At 71.2% G+C, this 16,146-nt stretch carries 19 protein-coding genes; 17 read left to right on the forward strand and 2 right to left on the reverse strand.

The features are described from left to right. Positions 1-30 precede the first annotated feature (30 nt). The 6 genes from AC1DWR_RS01265 (at position 31) to trmD (ending at position 5,355) form a co-directional block, all read left to right on the forward strand. Positions 31-495, forward strand: coding sequence for an RrF2 family transcriptional regulator (locus tag AC1DWR_RS01265; protein WP_477623363.1), 465 nt, complete (start codon positions 31-33; stop codon positions 493-495). Next, a complete protein-coding gene (locus AC1DWR_RS01270) occupies positions 495-2,051 on the forward strand; it encodes an SDR family NAD(P)-dependent oxidoreductase (protein WP_477623364.1) in 1,557 nt (518 codons plus the stop codon). Before AC1DWR_RS01265 ends, AC1DWR_RS01270 begins: the two co-directional genes overlap by 1 nt. A 507-nt stretch (positions 2,052-2,558) precedes the next feature. Next, positions 2,559-3,200, forward strand: coding sequence for a 30S ribosomal protein S16 (rpsP, locus tag AC1DWR_RS01275; RefSeq protein ID WP_477623365.1), 642 nt, complete (start codon positions 2,559-2,561; stop codon positions 3,198-3,200). 2 nt (positions 3,201-3,202) lie between these two features. Continuing rightward, on the forward strand, positions 3,203-3,445 hold the full coding sequence (locus AC1DWR_RS01280; protein ID WP_140741550.1) for an RNA-binding protein: 243 nt from the start codon (positions 3,203-3,205) through the stop codon (positions 3,443-3,445). Positions 3,446-3,564: 119 nt separating this feature from the next. Next, a complete protein-coding gene (gene rimM, locus AC1DWR_RS01285) occupies positions 3,565-4,107 on the forward strand; it encodes a ribosome maturation factor RimM (protein WP_477615472.1) in 543 nt (180 codons plus the stop codon). Positions 4,108-4,122: 15 nt separating this feature from the next. Beyond that, entirely contained in the window at positions 4,123-5,355 is a 1,233-nt protein-coding gene (gene trmD / locus AC1DWR_RS01290; RefSeq protein WP_477623366.1) for a tRNA (guanosine(37)-N1)-methyltransferase TrmD, read from the forward strand. Here trmD and AC1DWR_RS01295 read toward each other — a convergent pair. Beyond that, entirely contained in the window at positions 5,339-6,139 is an 801-nt protein-coding gene (locus AC1DWR_RS01295; protein ID WP_477623367.1) for a ceramidase domain-containing protein, read from the reverse strand. The two genes, trmD and AC1DWR_RS01295, sit on opposite strands and share 17 nt — an antisense overlap. Positions 6,140-6,184: 45 nt before the next feature. Next, complete coding sequence (locus AC1DWR_RS01300; protein WP_477623368.1) at positions 6,185-6,943, reverse strand: ABC transporter permease; 759 nt, start codon at positions 6,941-6,943, stop codon at positions 6,185-6,187. A 150-nt stretch (positions 6,944-7,093) separates the two neighbouring features. On the opposite strand from AC1DWR_RS01300, the gene AC1DWR_RS01305 reads away from it, so the two are divergent. From AC1DWR_RS01305 to AC1DWR_RS01355, 11 genes are all read left to right on the forward strand, one after another. Continuing rightward, positions 7,094-8,164, forward strand: coding sequence for a LacI family DNA-binding transcriptional regulator (locus AC1DWR_RS01305; RefSeq protein WP_477623369.1), 1,071 nt, complete (start codon positions 7,094-7,096; stop codon positions 8,162-8,164). Positions 8,165-8,226: 62 nt separating this feature from the next. Beyond that, positions 8,227-8,451 carry a hypothetical protein gene (locus AC1DWR_RS01310; RefSeq protein ID WP_477623370.1) on the forward strand — a complete coding sequence of 75 codons (225 nt, stop codon included), beginning with the start codon at positions 8,227-8,229 and terminating at the stop codon, positions 8,449-8,451. Positions 8,452-8,691: 240 nt separating this feature from the next. Further along, a complete protein-coding gene (gene rplS / locus AC1DWR_RS01315; protein WP_477615466.1) occupies positions 8,692-9,051 on the forward strand; it encodes a 50S ribosomal protein L19 in 360 nt (119 codons plus the stop codon). Between the two features lie 72 nt (positions 9,052-9,123). Continuing rightward, on the forward strand, positions 9,124-9,867 hold the full coding sequence (lepB, locus tag AC1DWR_RS01320; protein WP_477623371.1) for a signal peptidase I: 744 nt from the start codon (positions 9,124-9,126) through the stop codon (positions 9,865-9,867). Next, entirely contained in the window at positions 9,864-10,886 is a 1,023-nt protein-coding gene (lepB, locus tag AC1DWR_RS01325) for a signal peptidase I (RefSeq protein ID WP_477623372.1), read from the forward strand. The genes lepB (AC1DWR_RS01320) and lepB (AC1DWR_RS01325) overlap by 4 nt, the downstream gene beginning before the upstream one ends. A gap of 96 nt (positions 10,887-10,982) precedes the next feature. Further along, on the forward strand, positions 10,983-11,666 hold the full coding sequence (locus AC1DWR_RS01330) for a ribonuclease HII (protein WP_477623373.1): 684 nt from the start codon (positions 10,983-10,985) through the stop codon (positions 11,664-11,666). Further along, entirely contained in the window at positions 11,663-11,980 is a 318-nt protein-coding gene (locus AC1DWR_RS01335; protein WP_140741572.1) for a DUF2469 domain-containing protein, read from the forward strand. Before AC1DWR_RS01330 ends, AC1DWR_RS01335 begins: the two co-directional genes overlap by 4 nt. A 169-nt stretch (positions 11,981-12,149) precedes the next feature. Beyond that, positions 12,150-12,521 carry a YraN family protein gene (locus tag AC1DWR_RS01340; protein ID WP_477623374.1) on the forward strand — a complete coding sequence of 124 codons (372 nt, stop codon included), beginning with the start codon at positions 12,150-12,152 and terminating at the stop codon, positions 12,519-12,521. Further along, positions 12,518-14,056 (forward strand): YifB family Mg chelatase-like AAA ATPase, encoded by a 1,539-nt coding sequence (locus tag AC1DWR_RS01345; RefSeq protein WP_477623375.1) that lies wholly within the window; start codon positions 12,518-12,520, stop codon positions 14,054-14,056. Before AC1DWR_RS01340 ends, AC1DWR_RS01345 begins: the two co-directional genes overlap by 4 nt. Further along, positions 14,053-15,156 (forward strand): DNA-processing protein DprA, encoded by a 1,104-nt coding sequence (gene dprA, locus AC1DWR_RS01350; RefSeq protein ID WP_477623376.1) that lies wholly within the window; start codon positions 14,053-14,055, stop codon positions 15,154-15,156. Before AC1DWR_RS01345 ends, dprA begins: the two co-directional genes overlap by 4 nt. A gap of 63 nt (positions 15,157-15,219) precedes the next feature. After that, a complete protein-coding gene (locus AC1DWR_RS01355; protein ID WP_477623806.1) occupies positions 15,220-16,122 on the forward strand; it encodes a tyrosine recombinase XerC in 903 nt (300 codons plus the stop codon). The last annotated feature ends 24 nt before the right edge of the window (positions 16,123-16,146 follow it).

The raw sequence follows: 16,146 nt of genomic DNA on the forward strand, positions 1-16,146 counted from the left end.
CGTCGCCCGCCCGTGCGACACAATGCGCGGGTGGACATCTCGGCACGCACTGAGTACGCGGTCCGGGCCATGCTCATCCTCGCCGAGGCGGCGACGATGTCGGCCGGTCCGGTGAGCGTCGAGACCTTGTCGTACCGGCAGACCCTGCCGCGCAAGTTCCTCGAGGCCATCGTCGCCGACCTCAAGACGGCTGACCTGGTCAAGAGCACGAGGGGCGCTCGCGGCGGCTACTCCCTCGCCCGCGAACCCCGGGACATCTCACTCGGTGACGTGTTCCGTGCCGTGGACGGACCACTCGCGGAGGTGAGGGGCCTGCGGCCGCACGAGACGGCATACGAAGGGGTCGCCGAGCACCTGCCCACGGTGTGGGTCGCCCTGCGGGCGAGCCTGCGCTCGGTGCTGGACGAGACCAGCCTTGCTGCCGTCCTCTCCGGAAACCTGCCCGACCGGGTGGGTGCCCTCGCCGCTGACCCCGACGCCTGGCGCAGCCGCTGATGGCGCACGACCGGGCAGACCGGGCGGCGGCTGACATCACGCCCGCTGTCCCGTTGGACGTCGGGCCGGGAATCGACCCGGACGACCTCGCGACAGCGCTGCGCGTGCTGGAGGAGCTGGCCGAGCTCGATGGTGACCACCCCGACATCCAGACCGTCAAGCGAGCCACCGGCCGGATGTACAAGCGGGTGCGCAAGGCCCGTCGTCGCGAGGCGAAGCAGCCCCAGGTCGACCACGACGAGGCGATCCTCGCCCAGACCGCCACCGGGTCCCCGATGCGCATCGACGACGAGACCAAGGGCATCCCACTCGTGTCGACGACCCGGGGCGCACACGCCGGTGAGCTCCTCAAGCCGCGCAACTGCTACATCTGCAAGGCGGAGTACACCCTGGTCGACGCCTTCTACCACTGGCTCTGCCCCGACTGCGCCGCCCTCAGCCACTCCAAGCGCGAGCAGCGCACCGACCTGACCGGCAAGCGAGCCCTGCTCACGGGCGGCCGCGCCAAGATCGGGATGTACATCGCGCTCCTGCTGCTGCGGGACGGCGCCCACCTCACGATCACCACGCGGTTCCCGCACGATGCGGCTAGACGCTTTGCGGCACAAGAGGATTCGCACCTGTGGATTCACCGGCTCAAGGTCGTCGGCATCGACCTGCGCGACCCCACCCAGGTCGTCGCCCTCGCTGACGAGGTCGCCGCCGCGGGCCCCCTCGACATCCTCATCAACAACGCGGCCCAGACGGTGCGCCGCACGCCGGGCGCCTACTCCCACCTCGTCGAAGGCGAGTCGGTCCCACTCCCTGCGGGCATCGCCCTGCCCGAGCTGGTCACCTTCGACAGGATCAGCGAGGCGCACCCCGCCAACCTGCTGGGCACCCTGCGCGAGCACAAGGTGGCCCACCACGAGGGGGAGTCCGAGCGAGAGGCGGCGCAGGCGCTCGCCCAGCGCTCGGCCGCCTCGATGACGTCGATGGCGCTGTCCGCCGGTCACGCCAGCCTGGAGGCGCACCTCGCGGGGACGGCGGTCGACGCGGGCGGGTTGCTGCCCGACACCCAGGTCAACAACTCCTGGACGCAGAAGGTCGAGGAGGTCGACCCGCTCGAGCTCCTCGAGGTGCAGCTGTGCAACGCCACCGCGCCTTTCATCCTCGTCTCGCGGCTCCGGCCGTCGATGCGGGCGGCGGTGGCGGCCGGTGCCAGGCGCGCCTACGTCGTGAACGTGTCGGCCATGGAGGGCCAGTTCTCCCGCCGCTACAAGGGTGCCGGCCACCCGCACACCAACATGGCCAAGGCGGCGTTGAACATGCTGACCCGCACGAGCGCGGGGGAGATGTTCGAGACCGATCGGATCCTGATGACCGCGGTCGACACGGGCTGGATCACCGACGAGCGTCCGCACCACGAGAAGCTGCGGATCGCCGCCGAGGGCTGGCACGCCCCGTTGGACCTCGTCGACGGGGCCGCCCGCGTCTACGACCCGATCGTCCGGGGCGAAGCCGGTGAGGACGTCTACGGCTGCTTCGTCAAGGACTTCGAACCCAGCCCCTGGTGAGAGCCCGGTCCAGGGGAGTGGGACTTGTTGCCGGCTGCTGGTCACGGAGCACCCGGATCGGGGGTCTGGTGACCAGCGGAGAGCACCAAGTCGGGGAGAGGTGGGACTTGTTGCCGGCTGCTGGTCACGGAGCACCCGGATCGTGGGTCTGGTGACCACCGGAGAGCACCAAGTGGCCGGGAGTGGCGACTTGGTGCCGGCTGCTGGTCACGGAGCACCCGGATCGGGGATCTGGTGACCACCGGAGAGCACCAAGTCGGGAGCGGCGCAGGCAGGTGAGCAGGCGGCATACCCTCGCGTGTCGCCTGGACCCGTTGGCCGGCGGGGTCGCCGTGGTCGGGAGCACTGTGAGGGTCTGGCAGAATGGTGGGCTGTACCCGTCCAGGCACGGGCTCGGTCTCGCACCGGAGCCTCCTGGCTGGAACGCCTACACCGAGTTCCGGTACCCCGCGTGAATCCTGCGCGGTCTCGCCGTGCTCACAACCAGAAACAGGAGACACCACCACCGTGGCCGTCAAGATTCGTCTGAAGCGCATGGGCAAGATCCATGCTCCGTTCTACCGCGTCGTCGTCATGGACTCGCGCGCCAAGCGCGATGGCCGGGCCATCGAGGAGATCGGCAAGTACCACCCCACCGAGGAGCCCTCGGTCATCGACATCAGCTCGGACCGTGCGCAGTACTGGCTGGGCCAGGGCGCGCAGCCGACCGAGGCCGTCGCCGCTCTGCTCAAGATCACCGGTGACTGGCAGAAGTACAAGGGCGAGCCCGGCACCGAGGGCACCCTGCGTGTCAAGGCTGCCAAGCCGTCCAAGAAGGAGCTGTACGACGCGGCCATCGCCGCGGCGGGCAAGTCCGAGGCCGGCGCCGACGGGGCCACCACCCCGAAGAAGAAGGCCACCAAGAAGGCCGACGAGGCTCCTGCCGAGACCGCCAAGGCCGACGGCAAGGTCGAGGACAAGCCCGCCAAGGCCGACGAGAAGCCCGCCAAGGCTGAGAAGGTCGACGAGGCCAAGGCCGAGGCCCCGGCCGCAGAGGTCGCCGTCGAGGAGCCCAAGGCTGCTGACGAGGCTCCCAAGGCTGACGACGCGAAGGCTGAGACCGAGGAGGCCCCCGTGGCCGCCGACGCCGACGCCGCGGACAAGGCCTGACCGTGCTGGAAGAGGCGCTCGAGCACCTCGTCAAGGGCATCGTCGACCACAAGGACGAGGTGGCCGTGCGACGCAAGGAGCTCCGCCGTGGTGAGGTGCTCGAGGTCCGGGTCCACCCCGAAGACCTCGGTCGCGTGATCGGTCGCTCCGGTCGCACCGCGAGCGCCCTGCGCACCGTCATGGGTGCGCTGGCCGGCGGCCAGAACGTCCGCGTCGACATCGTCGACACCGACCGCGTGCGCTGAGGCTCCGCCGACAGCAGACGCAGTGACGAAGGGCCACCGGGCTTCCCGGTGGCCCTTCGTCGTGCCGGCCCGCAACCCCGTCGTCGTGCCAGCCCACCAACCCCTGAGAGGATCAACCCATGCCTGCCGACTCCAGACTCCTCGTCGCCCGCATCGGCAAGCCGCACGGCCTGCATGGTGAGGTGACGGTCCAGACGCACACCGACGACCCCGAGGTCAGGTACGTCCCCGGCGTGGCCTACGAGACCGAGGCCGTCGCGGGCTCGGGGGTTCCGAGGTCGTTGACGCTGCGCTCGGCCCGCCTGCACCAGAAGACCTGGCTGCTGGCCTTCGAGGAGATCCCCGACCGCACCGGGGCCGAGTCGCTGCGCGGCACCCGCCTGTTCATCGACGCCGAGGCCGCCGTGGCGCAGGACGAGGATGACGCCTGGTACGAGGACGAGCTCGTGGGCCTGGCCGCCGTCGACCCCCACGGCAGCGTCCTCGGCGAGGTCGCCGGACTGCGCACGGGGGCGGTCCAGGACCAGCTCGTGCTGCGACTGACCGGTGGGGCCGAGGCGCTGGTCCCGTTCGTCGAGGCCATCGTGCCCGAGGTGGACGTCGAGGGCGGCCGCGTCGTCGTGGACGCCCCGCCGGGACTGCTCGAGCTCAATGCCGAGTGACGGCCCGGTGACCCCGTGATCATCGATGTCGTCTCCATCTTTCCGGAGTACCTCGCGCCGCTCGACCTCTCGCTGATCGGGAAGGCGCGTCGCGACGGCCTGCTCGACCTGAGGGTGCACGACCTGCGCGAGTACGCCCACGACCGGCACCGCAGCGTCGACGACACGCCGTACGGCGGTGGGGCGGGCATGGTGATGAAGCCGCAGCCGTGGGCCGAGGCGCTCGACCACCTGGTCGCCTCAGCCGACGGCGGCACGCGTCCGCGTCTGGTCGTCCCCGGTCCGGGAGGTATGCCGTTCACGCAGGCCCTGGCGCGCGAGCTCGCCGAGGAGCCGTGGCTGGCCTTCGCCTGCGGCCGCTACGAGGGCATCGACGAACGCGTCTACGAGTACGCGGCGCAGGACCTGGGCCTCGAGGTGTCGGTGATCTCGCTCGGCGACTACGTCCTCAACGGGGGAGAGGTCGCGGTGCTGGCCGTGGTCGAGGCCGTCGCCCGCCTGTTGCCGGGTGTCATCGGCAACGCCGAGTCACTGGTCGAGGAGTCCCACGAGGACGGCCTGCTCGAGTACCCCGTCTACACCAAGCCCGCGTCCTGGGAGTCCGCTCCGGGCGTCACCCGCGACGTACCCCCGGTCCTTCTCTCGGGTGACCACGGCGCCATCGCCGCGTGGCGGCACCAGCAGCGGCTCGATCGCACCGCGGCCCGCCGCCCCGACCTGTTGCACGTGTCCCAGACGGTGCACCGGACCGGCACCGGACAGGCAGGGCAGGAAGGGCTTGAAGGGCTGGAGGTCGCCGTCGCCACTGCGGCGGATGCCCCGGAGCTGATGACGCTGGGCCGCGCCTGTTGGCTCAGCGAGGCGCGAGCCAACGACTCGCTCAGCATCCCGCCACTCGTCGAGACCCTGCCAGAGGTCGTGGCCGGCATCGCCGAGTGGCGCACCTGGACCGTTCGCGCCGGTGGGCGCCTGGTCGGGTCGGTGCGCGGCCGCACGGCTCCGACCGAACGAACCCTGTGGCAGATCGGCCGGCTGATGGTGGCGCCCGACCTTCAGGGCCGCGGACTCGGGCGTGCCCTGCTCGCCTTCGCTGAGGCGCAGGCGCCGGAGGGGACGGCGGCATACTGGCTCAACACCGGGATCCGCAGCGACCGCAACCTTCGGATCTACCGCAAGGCGGGCTATCGCGTGCAGCCGGACGAGGGTGCCTTTCCCGGCACCGTAGACCTGGTCAAGCCGCGCCGCTGACCCGCTCACTGGCGTAGAGCCGGTACACCGCGTAGGCCGCCACCGCGCAGAGCAGGTGCCACGCGGCGTGCCCCTGCAGGAGCGAGTCCGGGTGGCAGAAAGCCGTGCCGTCCTTGGCGAGGTTCCAGATCCCGAAGGCCAGGGCCAGGGCGCCGGCCGACGCGAAGCCCCAGCGGATGTCGCTGTGCGTGCTGCCTCGACGCCAGAGGACCGCTTCGCCCGTGAGGGCCACCAGCAGGAAGGCCCCGAACGCAAGGTTGGCGGCGATGTCGACCACGGGGACGTGCCCAGGGATGCGTTCGACGAGCTCGCAGACGACCACGACGGCGACGAACAGGCCTGCGAAGAAGCCGTCACCGCGGTGCAGGCAGCGGGTCACGGCGTACGACGAGGCGAATGCCGCCACGAGATACATGCTGAGCAGGTCCAGGTGGCCTCCGAGGGCGCTCTGGGTGGCATGCATCGCCGCGCTGCCGGGCCCGAGCAGCACGACCACGACGGCGAAGGCGGCCGCGAGCCGAGGGTTGGCCATGATCGTGGTGCGCGATGCCCCAGCCCGCCATGCGATCGCGAGACCGGCGACGACGAACCCGACGTTGCTGAGCGTGTTGGCGGGTTGCCGCACGATGCCGTCCCGGGCCGCCTCGCAGAACCGGTCACCGCGGCCGACGTCCGGGCCGAGCCAGCCGTGGACCGTCGCCAGTCCGAGCAGGGTGACCGAGGCGATCGCCACCGTGGAGGCCAGCGCGAACGGCCGCAGGTCTCGCCGTTCGTCCGGTGGCATGCCGTGAGTATGCCGCCACCGACACCTGCAGGGATGCGGGTCGGCTCAGTCGACGAGGGCCGTGGCGAGGTCGGACGGGACGAGCCGACGGCTGGCGACGAGGCGCTCCGCTACCAGGACGGTCACCGTCTGGGCGGCCATGATCCCGAACAGCACCAGCACCTGCGCCGTGGCGGCCTCCACCGGCGTGCCGCCGCCGAGCATCACGCCGATGAAGGCGCCGGGCAGCGTCACGACACCGGTCGTCTTCACCTGGTCGAGCCCCGGCAACAACGCCTCTGGCGCGCGGCGGTGGACGATCTCGAGGACGGCCTGGTGGGGGAGCAGCCCGAGCGACAGGCACGCTTCGTACTGGCTGTGCTCCTCGCGCAGGGCAGCGAAGGCGCGGCGGCCCACGAGGGTGTGCGCTGTCATGGCGTTGCCGACGATGATGCCGACGACAGGGATGAGAGCGATGCCCTCGGGCGGGATGGTTCCCGTGCCGAGGACCACCGCGACCACGGGCAGGACGCCGGCAGCCATGGCCAGCGCTGCCCACCGCCAGGCCTGCGGCGCCTCGACGCGCCGCGAGGTGGTCAGCACGCCCATCGCGAACATGACCCCGATCAGCGCGACCGACAGCGGAAGGCTGTCGACAACCGCGGCGATGAGCAGGGCGGCGACCCCGAGCTGGGCGATGGCCCGCACGGCCGCGACCAGCACCGGACGCTCGAGGTCGTAGCCCGCCACTCGGTGGGCCGCCAGCGCGATCAACAGGAGCAGCGCCAAGGCGATGGCGACGGGCCACCCGGGGTCGATGCTCACAGGCGCCACCGTATGCCGCGTGCTGGCGGTGGTGCGCGAGCGGGCCCCTCGCGAAAAAGAGCTGCGCGAGTTGGGAATGTTTTCTGTATCGTTTTTCTTGAACGATTTAGTACATCGATACAGATCGCAGATTCGGGAGGGAGGCCAGCCATGGGAAACGTCACCTTGAAGTCCGTCGCAGAGGCTGCCGGCGTGTCTGTGTCCACTGTCTCCAACGCCTACAACAAGCCCGACCAGCTGTCGGCCGAGGTGCGCCAGCGGGTGCTCGAGACCGCGAAGGCGCTCGGGTATGCCGGTCCCAACCCGGCCGCACGGAGCCTGCGGTCCCAGCGGGCCAGGGCCATCGGTCTGGTGTTCACCGAACGGCTCAGCTACGCGTTCTCGGACCCCTACTCGGTCGGAATGCTGGCGGGGCTGGCCGAGGTCGCCGAGCAGTTCCAGACCGGCCTGCTGCTGATCCCGCTGACGCCCTTCGACCCGGAGCGGCCCGAGGAGGTCGAGGCGAGCGCCGAGGCCATGCGGGCCGCGGTCATCGACGGGGTCCTGGCCTACTGCCTCGACATCGGCCACCCGGCCCGCGAGATCGCCGTCGAGCGGGGCCTGCGGATGGTGGCGACCGACGACAAGGACCCGCGGATGGACGGGTTGGTGCTGATCGACGAGCGGGGCGCGGCCCGTGAGGTCGGCGAGTACATCCGACGGCTGGGGCACCGGAACGTCGGCATCGTCGTCGACAGCAAGGTCGACTCCCACCAGGTCGTCGAGGTGGACGACGTGCAGCACCGCTCGATGTCCTTCTCGTGGGACCGCTACGACGGCTTCCGTGAGGGCCTGGGCCCGGACGTGAGCGTGCGCACCGTCGCACCTCCCGGCCACAACTCGGTCGAGGCCGGGCGGGCGGCCGGCGCCCACCTGCTCGACCGCCAGGACCGACCCACGGCGATCATCACCGTGAGCGACGTCCTCGCCCTCGGCGTGCTCGACGCGATGCGGCAGCGCGGCATCACCCCGGGTCGGGACCTGTCCCTCGTCGGTTTCGACGACGTGCCGGCGGCGGCCGACAACGGCCTCACGACCGTGCGGCAGCCCATTGCCGAACGAGGTCGGATCGCCGGCCGCATGCTCCTCGACCCCAACTACACCGAGCGCCGCATCGTGCTCCCCACCGAGCTCGTCGTGCGGTCCAGCACCGGACCTGCCACGACGCCACAGACGCGCTGACGGACCCGTCAGCGTCCACCGATAGCACCACCGCACCACCACATCCCCGGAAGGAGAAGGACATGAGCGACTACATCGCCCTCACCATCAACCGCAACGCAGGCGCCGCCCTGGCCCGGTCGGCCCGCCCGGACGCCGCCGTCGTCGACGACGGCCTCGGAACCCGTCCGACTCGCGGGACCGTGCGCCGTTCGTTCGCGACCACGTTGCGCAGCACGGCGTCGGTCCAGCGTCGCTGGGCCGACCGGATCGACCCGGCCTGCCGTCCGGCGCACGCCAGCGCCTGAGCGCGTGGCCCAGCCACGCGGCATACCGGGATCACAGGGGCCGCGACGATTTCTGTCGCGGCCCCTGTGCGTGGCAGAATGGCTCCTCGCGCCCGCGTGACCAGCGACCCCTGCCACAGGGGGAGTGTCCGGGCAGTGTCCCGACCACGTGGTCGGTCACGCACCAGGCGCGCACCATCATCAGCAGCACCACCCAACACCCTGGGCGACCTGTGGCGCCGAGAAGAAAGCGAATCCGCCATGCAGCGTTTCGATGCGATCGACAAGGCATCCCTTCGTGACGACATCCCGGCCTTCCGCGCCGGCGACACGATCAACGTGCACGTCAAGGTCGTCGAGGGCACCCGCTCGCGCGTCCAGGTCTTCAAGGGCGTCGTGATCCGTCGCCACGGTGGTGGCATCGGCGAGACGTTCACCGTCCGCAAGGTCTCCTTCGGCGTCGGCGTGGAGCGCACCTTCCCGCTGCACACCCCGATCATCGACCACATCGAGCTCGTCACCCGCGGTGACGTCCGTCGCGCCAAGCTCTACTACCTGCGCGACCTGCGCGGCAAGGCTGCCAAGATCAAGGAGAAGCGCGAGACGGTCACCGCCAAGTAAGGCGGGAACCATCTCTCCCTCAGGTGTCCCGCCACGCGGCGGCACAGGCCCGAGGGTTAGGCTCCGGATGCGATGAACCCCGGACCGGAATCACCCCAGCACGACCCGGCCGCCGCTCCAGTCGAGACTGATGCGGCGGTCGCGTCGGAACGCCCACGTGGCGGCCCGTCGTGGCTGCTCCTGGCGAGCGTCTCCCTGCTGGTGATGGTGCTGGTCCGGGGTTTCCTCGTGCAGTCGTTCTACGTCCCGTCGGGATCGATGGAGCCGACGATCGAGCCCGGCGACCGCATCCTGGTCAACAAGCTGGTCTCCGGCGGTTCGCTGCGGCGGGGGGACGTGGTCGTCTTCGACGGCACCACGAGCTTCGCCGTCGCCGAGCGCGAGCCCCACAAGGACGACGGTCTGATCGGACGGGCACTCGGCGGCGCGGCCTCCCTGGTGGGTCTCGACCTCGGTGAGCAGGACTTCGTCAAGAGGGTCATCGGGCTGCCCGGCGACCACGTCGTCTGTTGTGACGCCCAGCACCGGCTCACCGTCAACGCAGTGCCGCTGGCCGAGCCCTATCTCTTCTCGGGGGACCAGTCGAGCGACCTCACCTTCGACGTCACCGTGCCGGCTGGCCGGGTCTGGGTGATGGGCGACCACCGCAGCGACAGCGCCGACTCCCGCTCCCACCTCGGCGACCCGGGCGGCGGCACGGTGCGGCTGTCCGACGTGATCGGCCGCGCCAGTGCGACCTACTGGCCGCTGTCGCGCGTCGGTGGTTTCGACACCCCTGAGGCGTTGGCCGACATCCCCCGCGTCGGTGCCCCGTGAGTGGCGACGCGCGGGACGCGCGCCGCGGCGACGCGGGGTGGCTCGGTTACGAGGGAGAGTCCCCGCCATCGTCGGAGCCCGCCCAGGTCGACGGGGTCGACGCGGTCGATCCCGGCGCCGACGAGTCCGCCGAGCCCGAAGGACCGACGGCGGCATCGGCGTCTCGCAAGGGACGCCATGCCGACGATGCGCCGGTGGGCGGTCTGGCGGTGCTCGGTGCTGCCCTCAAGGAGTTCGCGATCGTCGTGGGGATGGCCCTGGTGCTGTCCTTCATCGTCAAGACCTGGCTGCTCCAGGCGTTCTACATCCCGTCAGGCTCCATGGAGGACACCCTCGTCCTCAACGACCGCGTCATCGTCAGCAAGCTGACGCCGGGACCCATCGACCTCGAACGCGGCGACATCGTCGTGTTCGCCGACCCGGGCCAGTGGCTCGACGCGACCACACCGGTCCAGCGCGGACCGCTGGCGACGATCGTCAGCGACACCCTGACCTTCGTCGGACTGCTGCCCGACAACGCCGAGAACCACCTCATCAAGCGTGTCATCGGGCTACCCGGTGACCATGTCGTCTGCTGTGACGAGGGCGGCCGGATCACCATCAACGGCACCGCCATCAAGGAGCCCTACCTCAAGCCGGGCGACGCGGCGAGCGAGCAGGACTTCGACATCACCGTGCCCAGAGGACGCGTCTGGGTGATGGGCGACCACCGCTCCAACTCCGCCGACTCGCGCGCCCACGACGCTCCCGAGAACAACGGCAGCGAGGGCTCGGTCGACGAGCGCCTCATCGTGGGCCGCGCGGTGGCGCTGGTCTGGCCGCTGGACCACCTGACCTGGCTGTCCAACCCCAAGGACACCTTCGCCACCGTGCCCGCGCCCGCTACCAGCGGCAGCCGTGCGCCCGCCGGCGATCCCCAGGGGGGTTCGACGACGGGCGGGTCCGACGGGGCGACCGACGGCCAGGGTGGTGGCGAGGTGGGAGGCACCGACACCGACGCCCCGACAGGAACGGGCTGACCGGTGGCTCAGGCGCAACCGGCGGGACGCAGCCGTAAACCCAACCTGCGGGTCGAACGCCAGCTCCAGCGAGACGGACACCGCATCCTCGCGGGCATGGACGAAGTGGGCCGTGGCGCCCTCGCGGGGCCCGTCAGCGTCGGCGTCGTCCTCATCGACGAGACGTGTCGCAGCGCGCCCGCCGGCGTGAAGGACTCCAAGCTGCTCACGCCCGCAGCGCGGGTAGCGATGGTGCCGCGGATCAGGCGGTGGGCCCTGGCGTATGCCGTCGGCCACGCCTCGCCCGAGGAGATCGACGAGATCGGGATCATCGCCGCCCTCCGTCTGGCGGGGTGCCGCGCGCTCGCGGCCGTGAACATCGTGCCCGACCTGGTCATCCTCGACGGCAACCACGACTGGCTCACCGCGCCCGACGAGGTGGGGCTCTTCGCCTTCGCGTCCGACTCCGCCCCCGTTGCCCCGCCGGTCACGACCATGATCAAGGCCGACCTCAAGTGCTCCTCCGTGGCCGCCGCGTCGGTGCTGGCCAAGGTGGAGCGCGACTCGATGATGGTGGCCGCCGCCCCCGACCACCCGGCCTACGGCTGGGACGAGAACAAGGGGTATGCCGCGCCGGAACACCTCGCGGCGCTGGAGGCCTTCGGCGCCACGGACCTGCACCGCAGGTCGTGGCGGCTGCCCGGCATCTCGGGAGATGATGGGACTGGTCTCGGCGATCGGGCAGGGCAGGGTGCGCTGACAGCACCCGACGTGACGCAGGTGGAGATGAGTGCGCGATGAGTTCAGAGGACCTGGAGAAGTACGAGAGCGAGATGGAGCTGCAGCTCTATCGGGAGTACCGCGACGTCGTGGGCCTGTTCTCCCACGTCGTGGAAACCGAACGTCGCTTCTACCTGTGCAACTCCGTCGACGTGAAGGTGCGCTCCGACGGTGGCGAGGTCTACTTCGACGTGACGATGGCCGACGCGTGGGTGTGGGACATCTACCGGCCCGCGCGGTTCGCCAAGCAGGTGCGGGTGGTGACGTTCAAGGACGTCAACGTCGAGGAGCTGGCCAAGTCCGATCTCGAGCTGCCCAAGGGGCAGGGCTTCTAGGTCGGAGTCGCGCGCCACTGGCCGGCCACGGTGGCCCAGGGCGCGACGGCGACAGCAATGGCGCCGTATCGGGAGTCGACGCCCACAGGGGACCCTGCCGCGTCGTCCTGGTCCACAGCCCGGCGCTTGGCTGCTGTCAGCGGGACGGGCAGGCGGCTTGGCTTGGCGCATGGCACACCAGACAGATCCGCGCCGGGCGCTCGGGGAGTACGGCGAGCGACTGGCCGAGCGCTACCTGAGGGAGCACGGGGTGGCGGTCATCGACCGCAACTGGCGGTGCGCCCGCGGCGAGATCGACCTCGTGGGCAGGGACGGCGACTGCCTGGTCTTCTGTGAGGTGAAGACGCGCCGGACCGAGCGGTTCGGTGCCCCTGTCGAGGCCGTGGACCGGCGCAAGGCCTCCCGACTCCGACGACTCGCGTCCGCCTGGCTGCAGGCCCACGACGAGCACCCCGGGCGGATCCGGATCGACGTGATCGGCATCCTGCGTCCCGTCGCCGGCCCGGCCCGGGTCAGGCACCTCCAGGGGGTCGGCGGATGACCTTCGGGCGGACGCGCTCCGTGACGCTGGAGGGACTTGCCGGTGCCGTGGTGGAGGTCGAGGCCCACCTGTCGGGGGGCCTCCCGGCGTTCATGTTGGGTGGTCTCCCGGACACGGCCTGCGCGCAGTCGCCCAACCGTGTGAAGGCCGCGGCGGCAAGCATCGGCCGGTCCTTGGCTCAGGACCGCATCACGGTCAACCTGTCTCCGGCGTCGATCCCCAAGAACGGCAGTGGGTTCGACCTGCCGATCGCGGTGGCCGTGGTGGCAGCGCTCGCGATGGTGTCTCCGGAGCGGGTGCGAGACATCGTGCACCTGGGTGAGCTGGGGCTCGACGGTTCGGTCCGTCCTGTCCGCGGCGTCCTCCCCGCCGTCCTGTCCGCGGCGCGGGCAGGGTGTCGCGACGTCGTCGTGCCCGTGGCCAACGCGGCCGAAGCGCGGCTGGTGCCCGACATCCGGGTGCATGCTGTCAGCCACCTGGCCGATCTCATCGCGGCGTACTCAGGCGGGTCCGAGACGTTGGGCCTCGGCGTTCCGGACTCCGCCATCGCGCCGGCCCTGGCCCGGGCGGATCCGCTGGACCTTGCCGACGTCGTCGGTCAGGACGAGGCCAGGACAGCGCTCGAGCTGGCTGCTGCCGGGGGTCACCACCTGTTCCTGCTCGGCCCGCCCGGCTCGGGGAAGACGATGCTCGCCGAACGCCTCGTCTCGATCCTGCCTCGGCTCAGCCGCGAGCAGTCGATCGACGTGCTGGCGGTCCGCTCGCTCCTGGGCGTGACGGCCGCCGAGCTCGACGTCGAGGGGCTGCCACCGTTCGTCGCCCCGCACCACAGCGCGACCCAGGCAGCCATCATCGGTGGCGGCAGCAGTACCGTGCGGCCCGGCGCGATCTCGCAGGCCCACCACGGTGTGCTGTTCCTCGACGAGGCCCCCGAGTTCAAGACCCAGGCACTCCAGGCCCTGCGCCAGCCGTTGGAGTCCGGCCACGTCATGGTCTCGAGGGCGCGGGCCACCGTGCGGTTCCCCGCACAGTTCCAGCTGGTCATGGCGGCAAACCCGTGCCCCTGTGGGCTGGGCTTCGGCAAGGGCATCGGCTGCGCGTGCACCCCCATGGCCAAGCGCGGCTACATCGGCCGACTCTCGGGGCCGCTGCTCGACCGGGTCGACCTGCAGGTTCACGTGCCCGCGGTGACCCGCGCCTCCCTCGCAGGTCTGACCGGAGAGAGCAGCGCCGTCGTGGCCGCGCGGGTCCGGGAGGCCAGGGAGGCGCAGGCGCAGCGATGGGACTCGACCTCGTGGCGCGTCAACAGCGAGGTCCCGGGGTCCGAGCTGCGGCGTGGACGGTGGCGGCTGCCGAGGTCGACCACGGTCGACATTGACCGGGCACTCGACCGCGCTCAGCTCACCCTGAGGGGCTACGACAGGGTGCTGCGGGTCGGGTGGACCGTCGCCGACCTCGGCGGGCGCAGCACGCCGGTGCGAGACGACCTCGGCGCCGCCCTGGCCCTGCGCAACCAGGGGCCGGTGGCCGCGTGACGGCGCCACGGGCGTTTCGGGGGGAACGCGGGGCACGGGTCGCCTGGGCGCGGCTGGTCGAACCGGGCGACGCCGACGTGGCGGCCCGGATCGCGGTGGCCGGGGCGGAGGAGGCCTGGCACACCGTGACCCCGGGCACGACCGTCGGCGCGAGGATGGCGGAGCGGCTACCCGGGTTGGATGTCGAGCGGGACTTCCAGATCGCTCAGCGGCTGGGCGCCCGCATCATCATCCCGGGCGACGACGAGTGGCCGCACGGCTTCGACGACCTGGCCGCGCCCCCGCTCTGCCTGTGGCTGCAGGGACCTGCCGACCTCGCGGAGGTGGTGGCCCGCAGCGTCTCGATCGTGGGCGCGCGCGCTGCCACCGGCTACGGCGTCCATGTGGCCAAGGACCTCGCCGCCGGCCTGGCCGAACGCGACTTCGCAGTCGTGTCCGGTGCGGCGTACGGCATCGACGGTGCCGCGCACGAGGGCGCCCTCGCGGTGGACGGCGTGACCATCGCGTTCGTGGCCGGAGGCATCGAACGGCCCTATCCCAGTGGCCATGCCGGGCTCCTGGACCGCATCCGTTCGGCAGGTCTCGTGGTCAGTGAGGTGCCACCGGGATCCGCTCCGACCAAGTGGCGCTTCCTCAGCCGCAACCGGCTCATCGCCACGGTCAGCCAGGGCACGGTCGTCGTCGAGGCAGGCCTGCGCAGCGGCTCCCGCAACACGGCGCGGCTGGCGGGTGAGCACCTGAGGGTGGTCTGCGCCGTACCGGGACCCGTTTCCTCGGCGGTCTCGGCCGGCTGCCACGAGCTGGTCCGTGACGGGGCCACCCTGGTCACCGACGCCGCGGAGGTCGCCGAGGAGGTGGGTCCGATCGGGGAGCTGGCACCGCGCAAGCACGGGCCCTCAGAGCGCGACGACGACCTGTCGCTCACCCACCAGGCTGTCCTGGCGGCTCTCCCGACTCGCAACGCCGTCACGACCGAGGACCTGGCTCGCAGGTGCGGGCTCGCAGCCCACGAGGTCCGCAGCGCGTTGGGCGCCCTCGACGTCGCTGGTCTCGCGATCCGCGAGGGGAGTGGTTGGCGCAAACCCGCAGTGCCGCGCTGAGCTGCGGGGTGGCGGCTTGTGCCGCGTCGCTGCGTTTGCGACGGTGACGGCGTGAGTCAGTCCATGGCGCAGACGCTCGCTGCGTTCGAGCGCCACCTGCGCAGCGAGCGAGGCCGGTCGGAGCACACCACTCGGGCCTACCTCGGCGACCTGCGGGGCCTGGTGGAGTTCCTGGACGCCGAGTGCGGGATCACGGACCTCGCCGATGTGGGGCTGCGTGACCTGCGAGGCTGGCTGGCGGCCCAGGCGGAGTCGGGGGCGGCTCGCTCGACGATCGCGCGGCGGTCAGCCGCAGCCCGGACCTTCCTCGGCTGGGCCACGCGCACCGGGCGAGTCGAGCACGATCCCTCCTTGCGGCTGGCCGCGCCGAAACGCGCCGGCCACCTCCCCGAGGTGCTGCGGCAGTCTGACGCCACGGCTCTGATGGACGTCGCGGCGGTGGCCAGCGACGACCAGGACTCGATGCACCTGCGCGACCGGGCAGCCTTGGAGCTTCTCTACGCCAGCGGGATCCGCGTCGGCGAGCTCACTGCCCTCGACATCGACGACCTCGATCTCGACCGGGGTGTGGTGCGCGTCATGGGCAAGGGGGGCAAGGAGCGGACGGTGCCCTTCGGGGCCCCGGCGCGCGACGCCGTTCAGGCCTGGCTCACCCTCGGACGACCCCAGGTCGCCGTGGACGGCAGTGGCCCGGCGCTGCTTCTGGGGCGTCGGGGTCGTCGGGCCGACCCGCGACAGATCAGGGCAGCGGTGCACTCCCTGCTCGAACACGTCCCGAACGCACCGGACCTCGGCCCGCACGGGCTGCGCCACAGTGCGGCCACCCACCTGCTCGAAGGGGGAGCCGACCTGCGGCTCGTCCAGGAACTGCTCGGCCACGCGTCGCTGGCGACCACCCAGATCTACACCCATGTCTCCGTCGACCGGCTCAAGCAGTCCTACCGACAGGCGCACCCGCGTGCGTGACGACCGATTCGAGCTCTCGGCAGT

Source organism: Pedococcus sp. P2_E2, from assembly GCF_056403955.1.

Excerpts from the sequence above, each read along its gene's own strand:
- AC1DWR_RS01270 (WP_477623364.1), top strand. The coding sequence starts at position 495 with ATGGCGCACGACCGGGCAGACCGGGCGGCGGCTGACATCACGCCCGCT.
- rimM (WP_477615472.1), top strand. The coding sequence starts at position 3,565 with ATGCCTGCCGACTCCAGACTCCTCGTCGCCCGCATCGGCAAGCCGCAC.
- AC1DWR_RS01295 (WP_477623367.1), bottom strand. The coding sequence starts at position 6,139 with ATGCCACCGGACGAACGGCGAGACCTGCGGCCGTTCGCGCTGGCCTCC.
- AC1DWR_RS01305 (WP_477623369.1), top strand. The coding sequence starts at position 7,094 with ATGGGAAACGTCACCTTGAAGTCCGTCGCAGAGGCTGCCGGCGTGTCT.
- AC1DWR_RS01310 (WP_477623370.1), top strand. The coding sequence starts at position 8,227 with ATGAGCGACTACATCGCCCTCACCATCAACCGCAACGCAGGCGCCGCC.
- rplS (WP_477615466.1), top strand. The coding sequence starts at position 8,692 with ATGCAGCGTTTCGATGCGATCGACAAGGCATCCCTTCGTGACGACATC.
- lepB (WP_477623371.1), top strand. The coding sequence starts at position 9,124 with ATGAACCCCGGACCGGAATCACCCCAGCACGACCCGGCCGCCGCTCCA.
- AC1DWR_RS01330 (WP_477623373.1), top strand. The coding sequence starts at position 10,983 with ATGGACGAAGTGGGCCGTGGCGCCCTCGCGGGGCCCGTCAGCGTCGGC.
- AC1DWR_RS01335 (WP_140741572.1), top strand. The coding sequence starts at position 11,663 with ATGAGTTCAGAGGACCTGGAGAAGTACGAGAGCGAGATGGAGCTGCAG.
- AC1DWR_RS01340 (WP_477623374.1), top strand. The coding sequence starts at position 12,150 with ATGGCACACCAGACAGATCCGCGCCGGGCGCTCGGGGAGTACGGCGAG.
- AC1DWR_RS01345 (WP_477623375.1), top strand. The coding sequence starts at position 12,518 with ATGACCTTCGGGCGGACGCGCTCCGTGACGCTGGAGGGACTTGCCGGT.
- AC1DWR_RS01355 (WP_477623806.1), top strand. The coding sequence starts at position 15,220 with ATGGCGCAGACGCTCGCTGCGTTCGAGCGCCACCTGCGCAGCGAGCGA.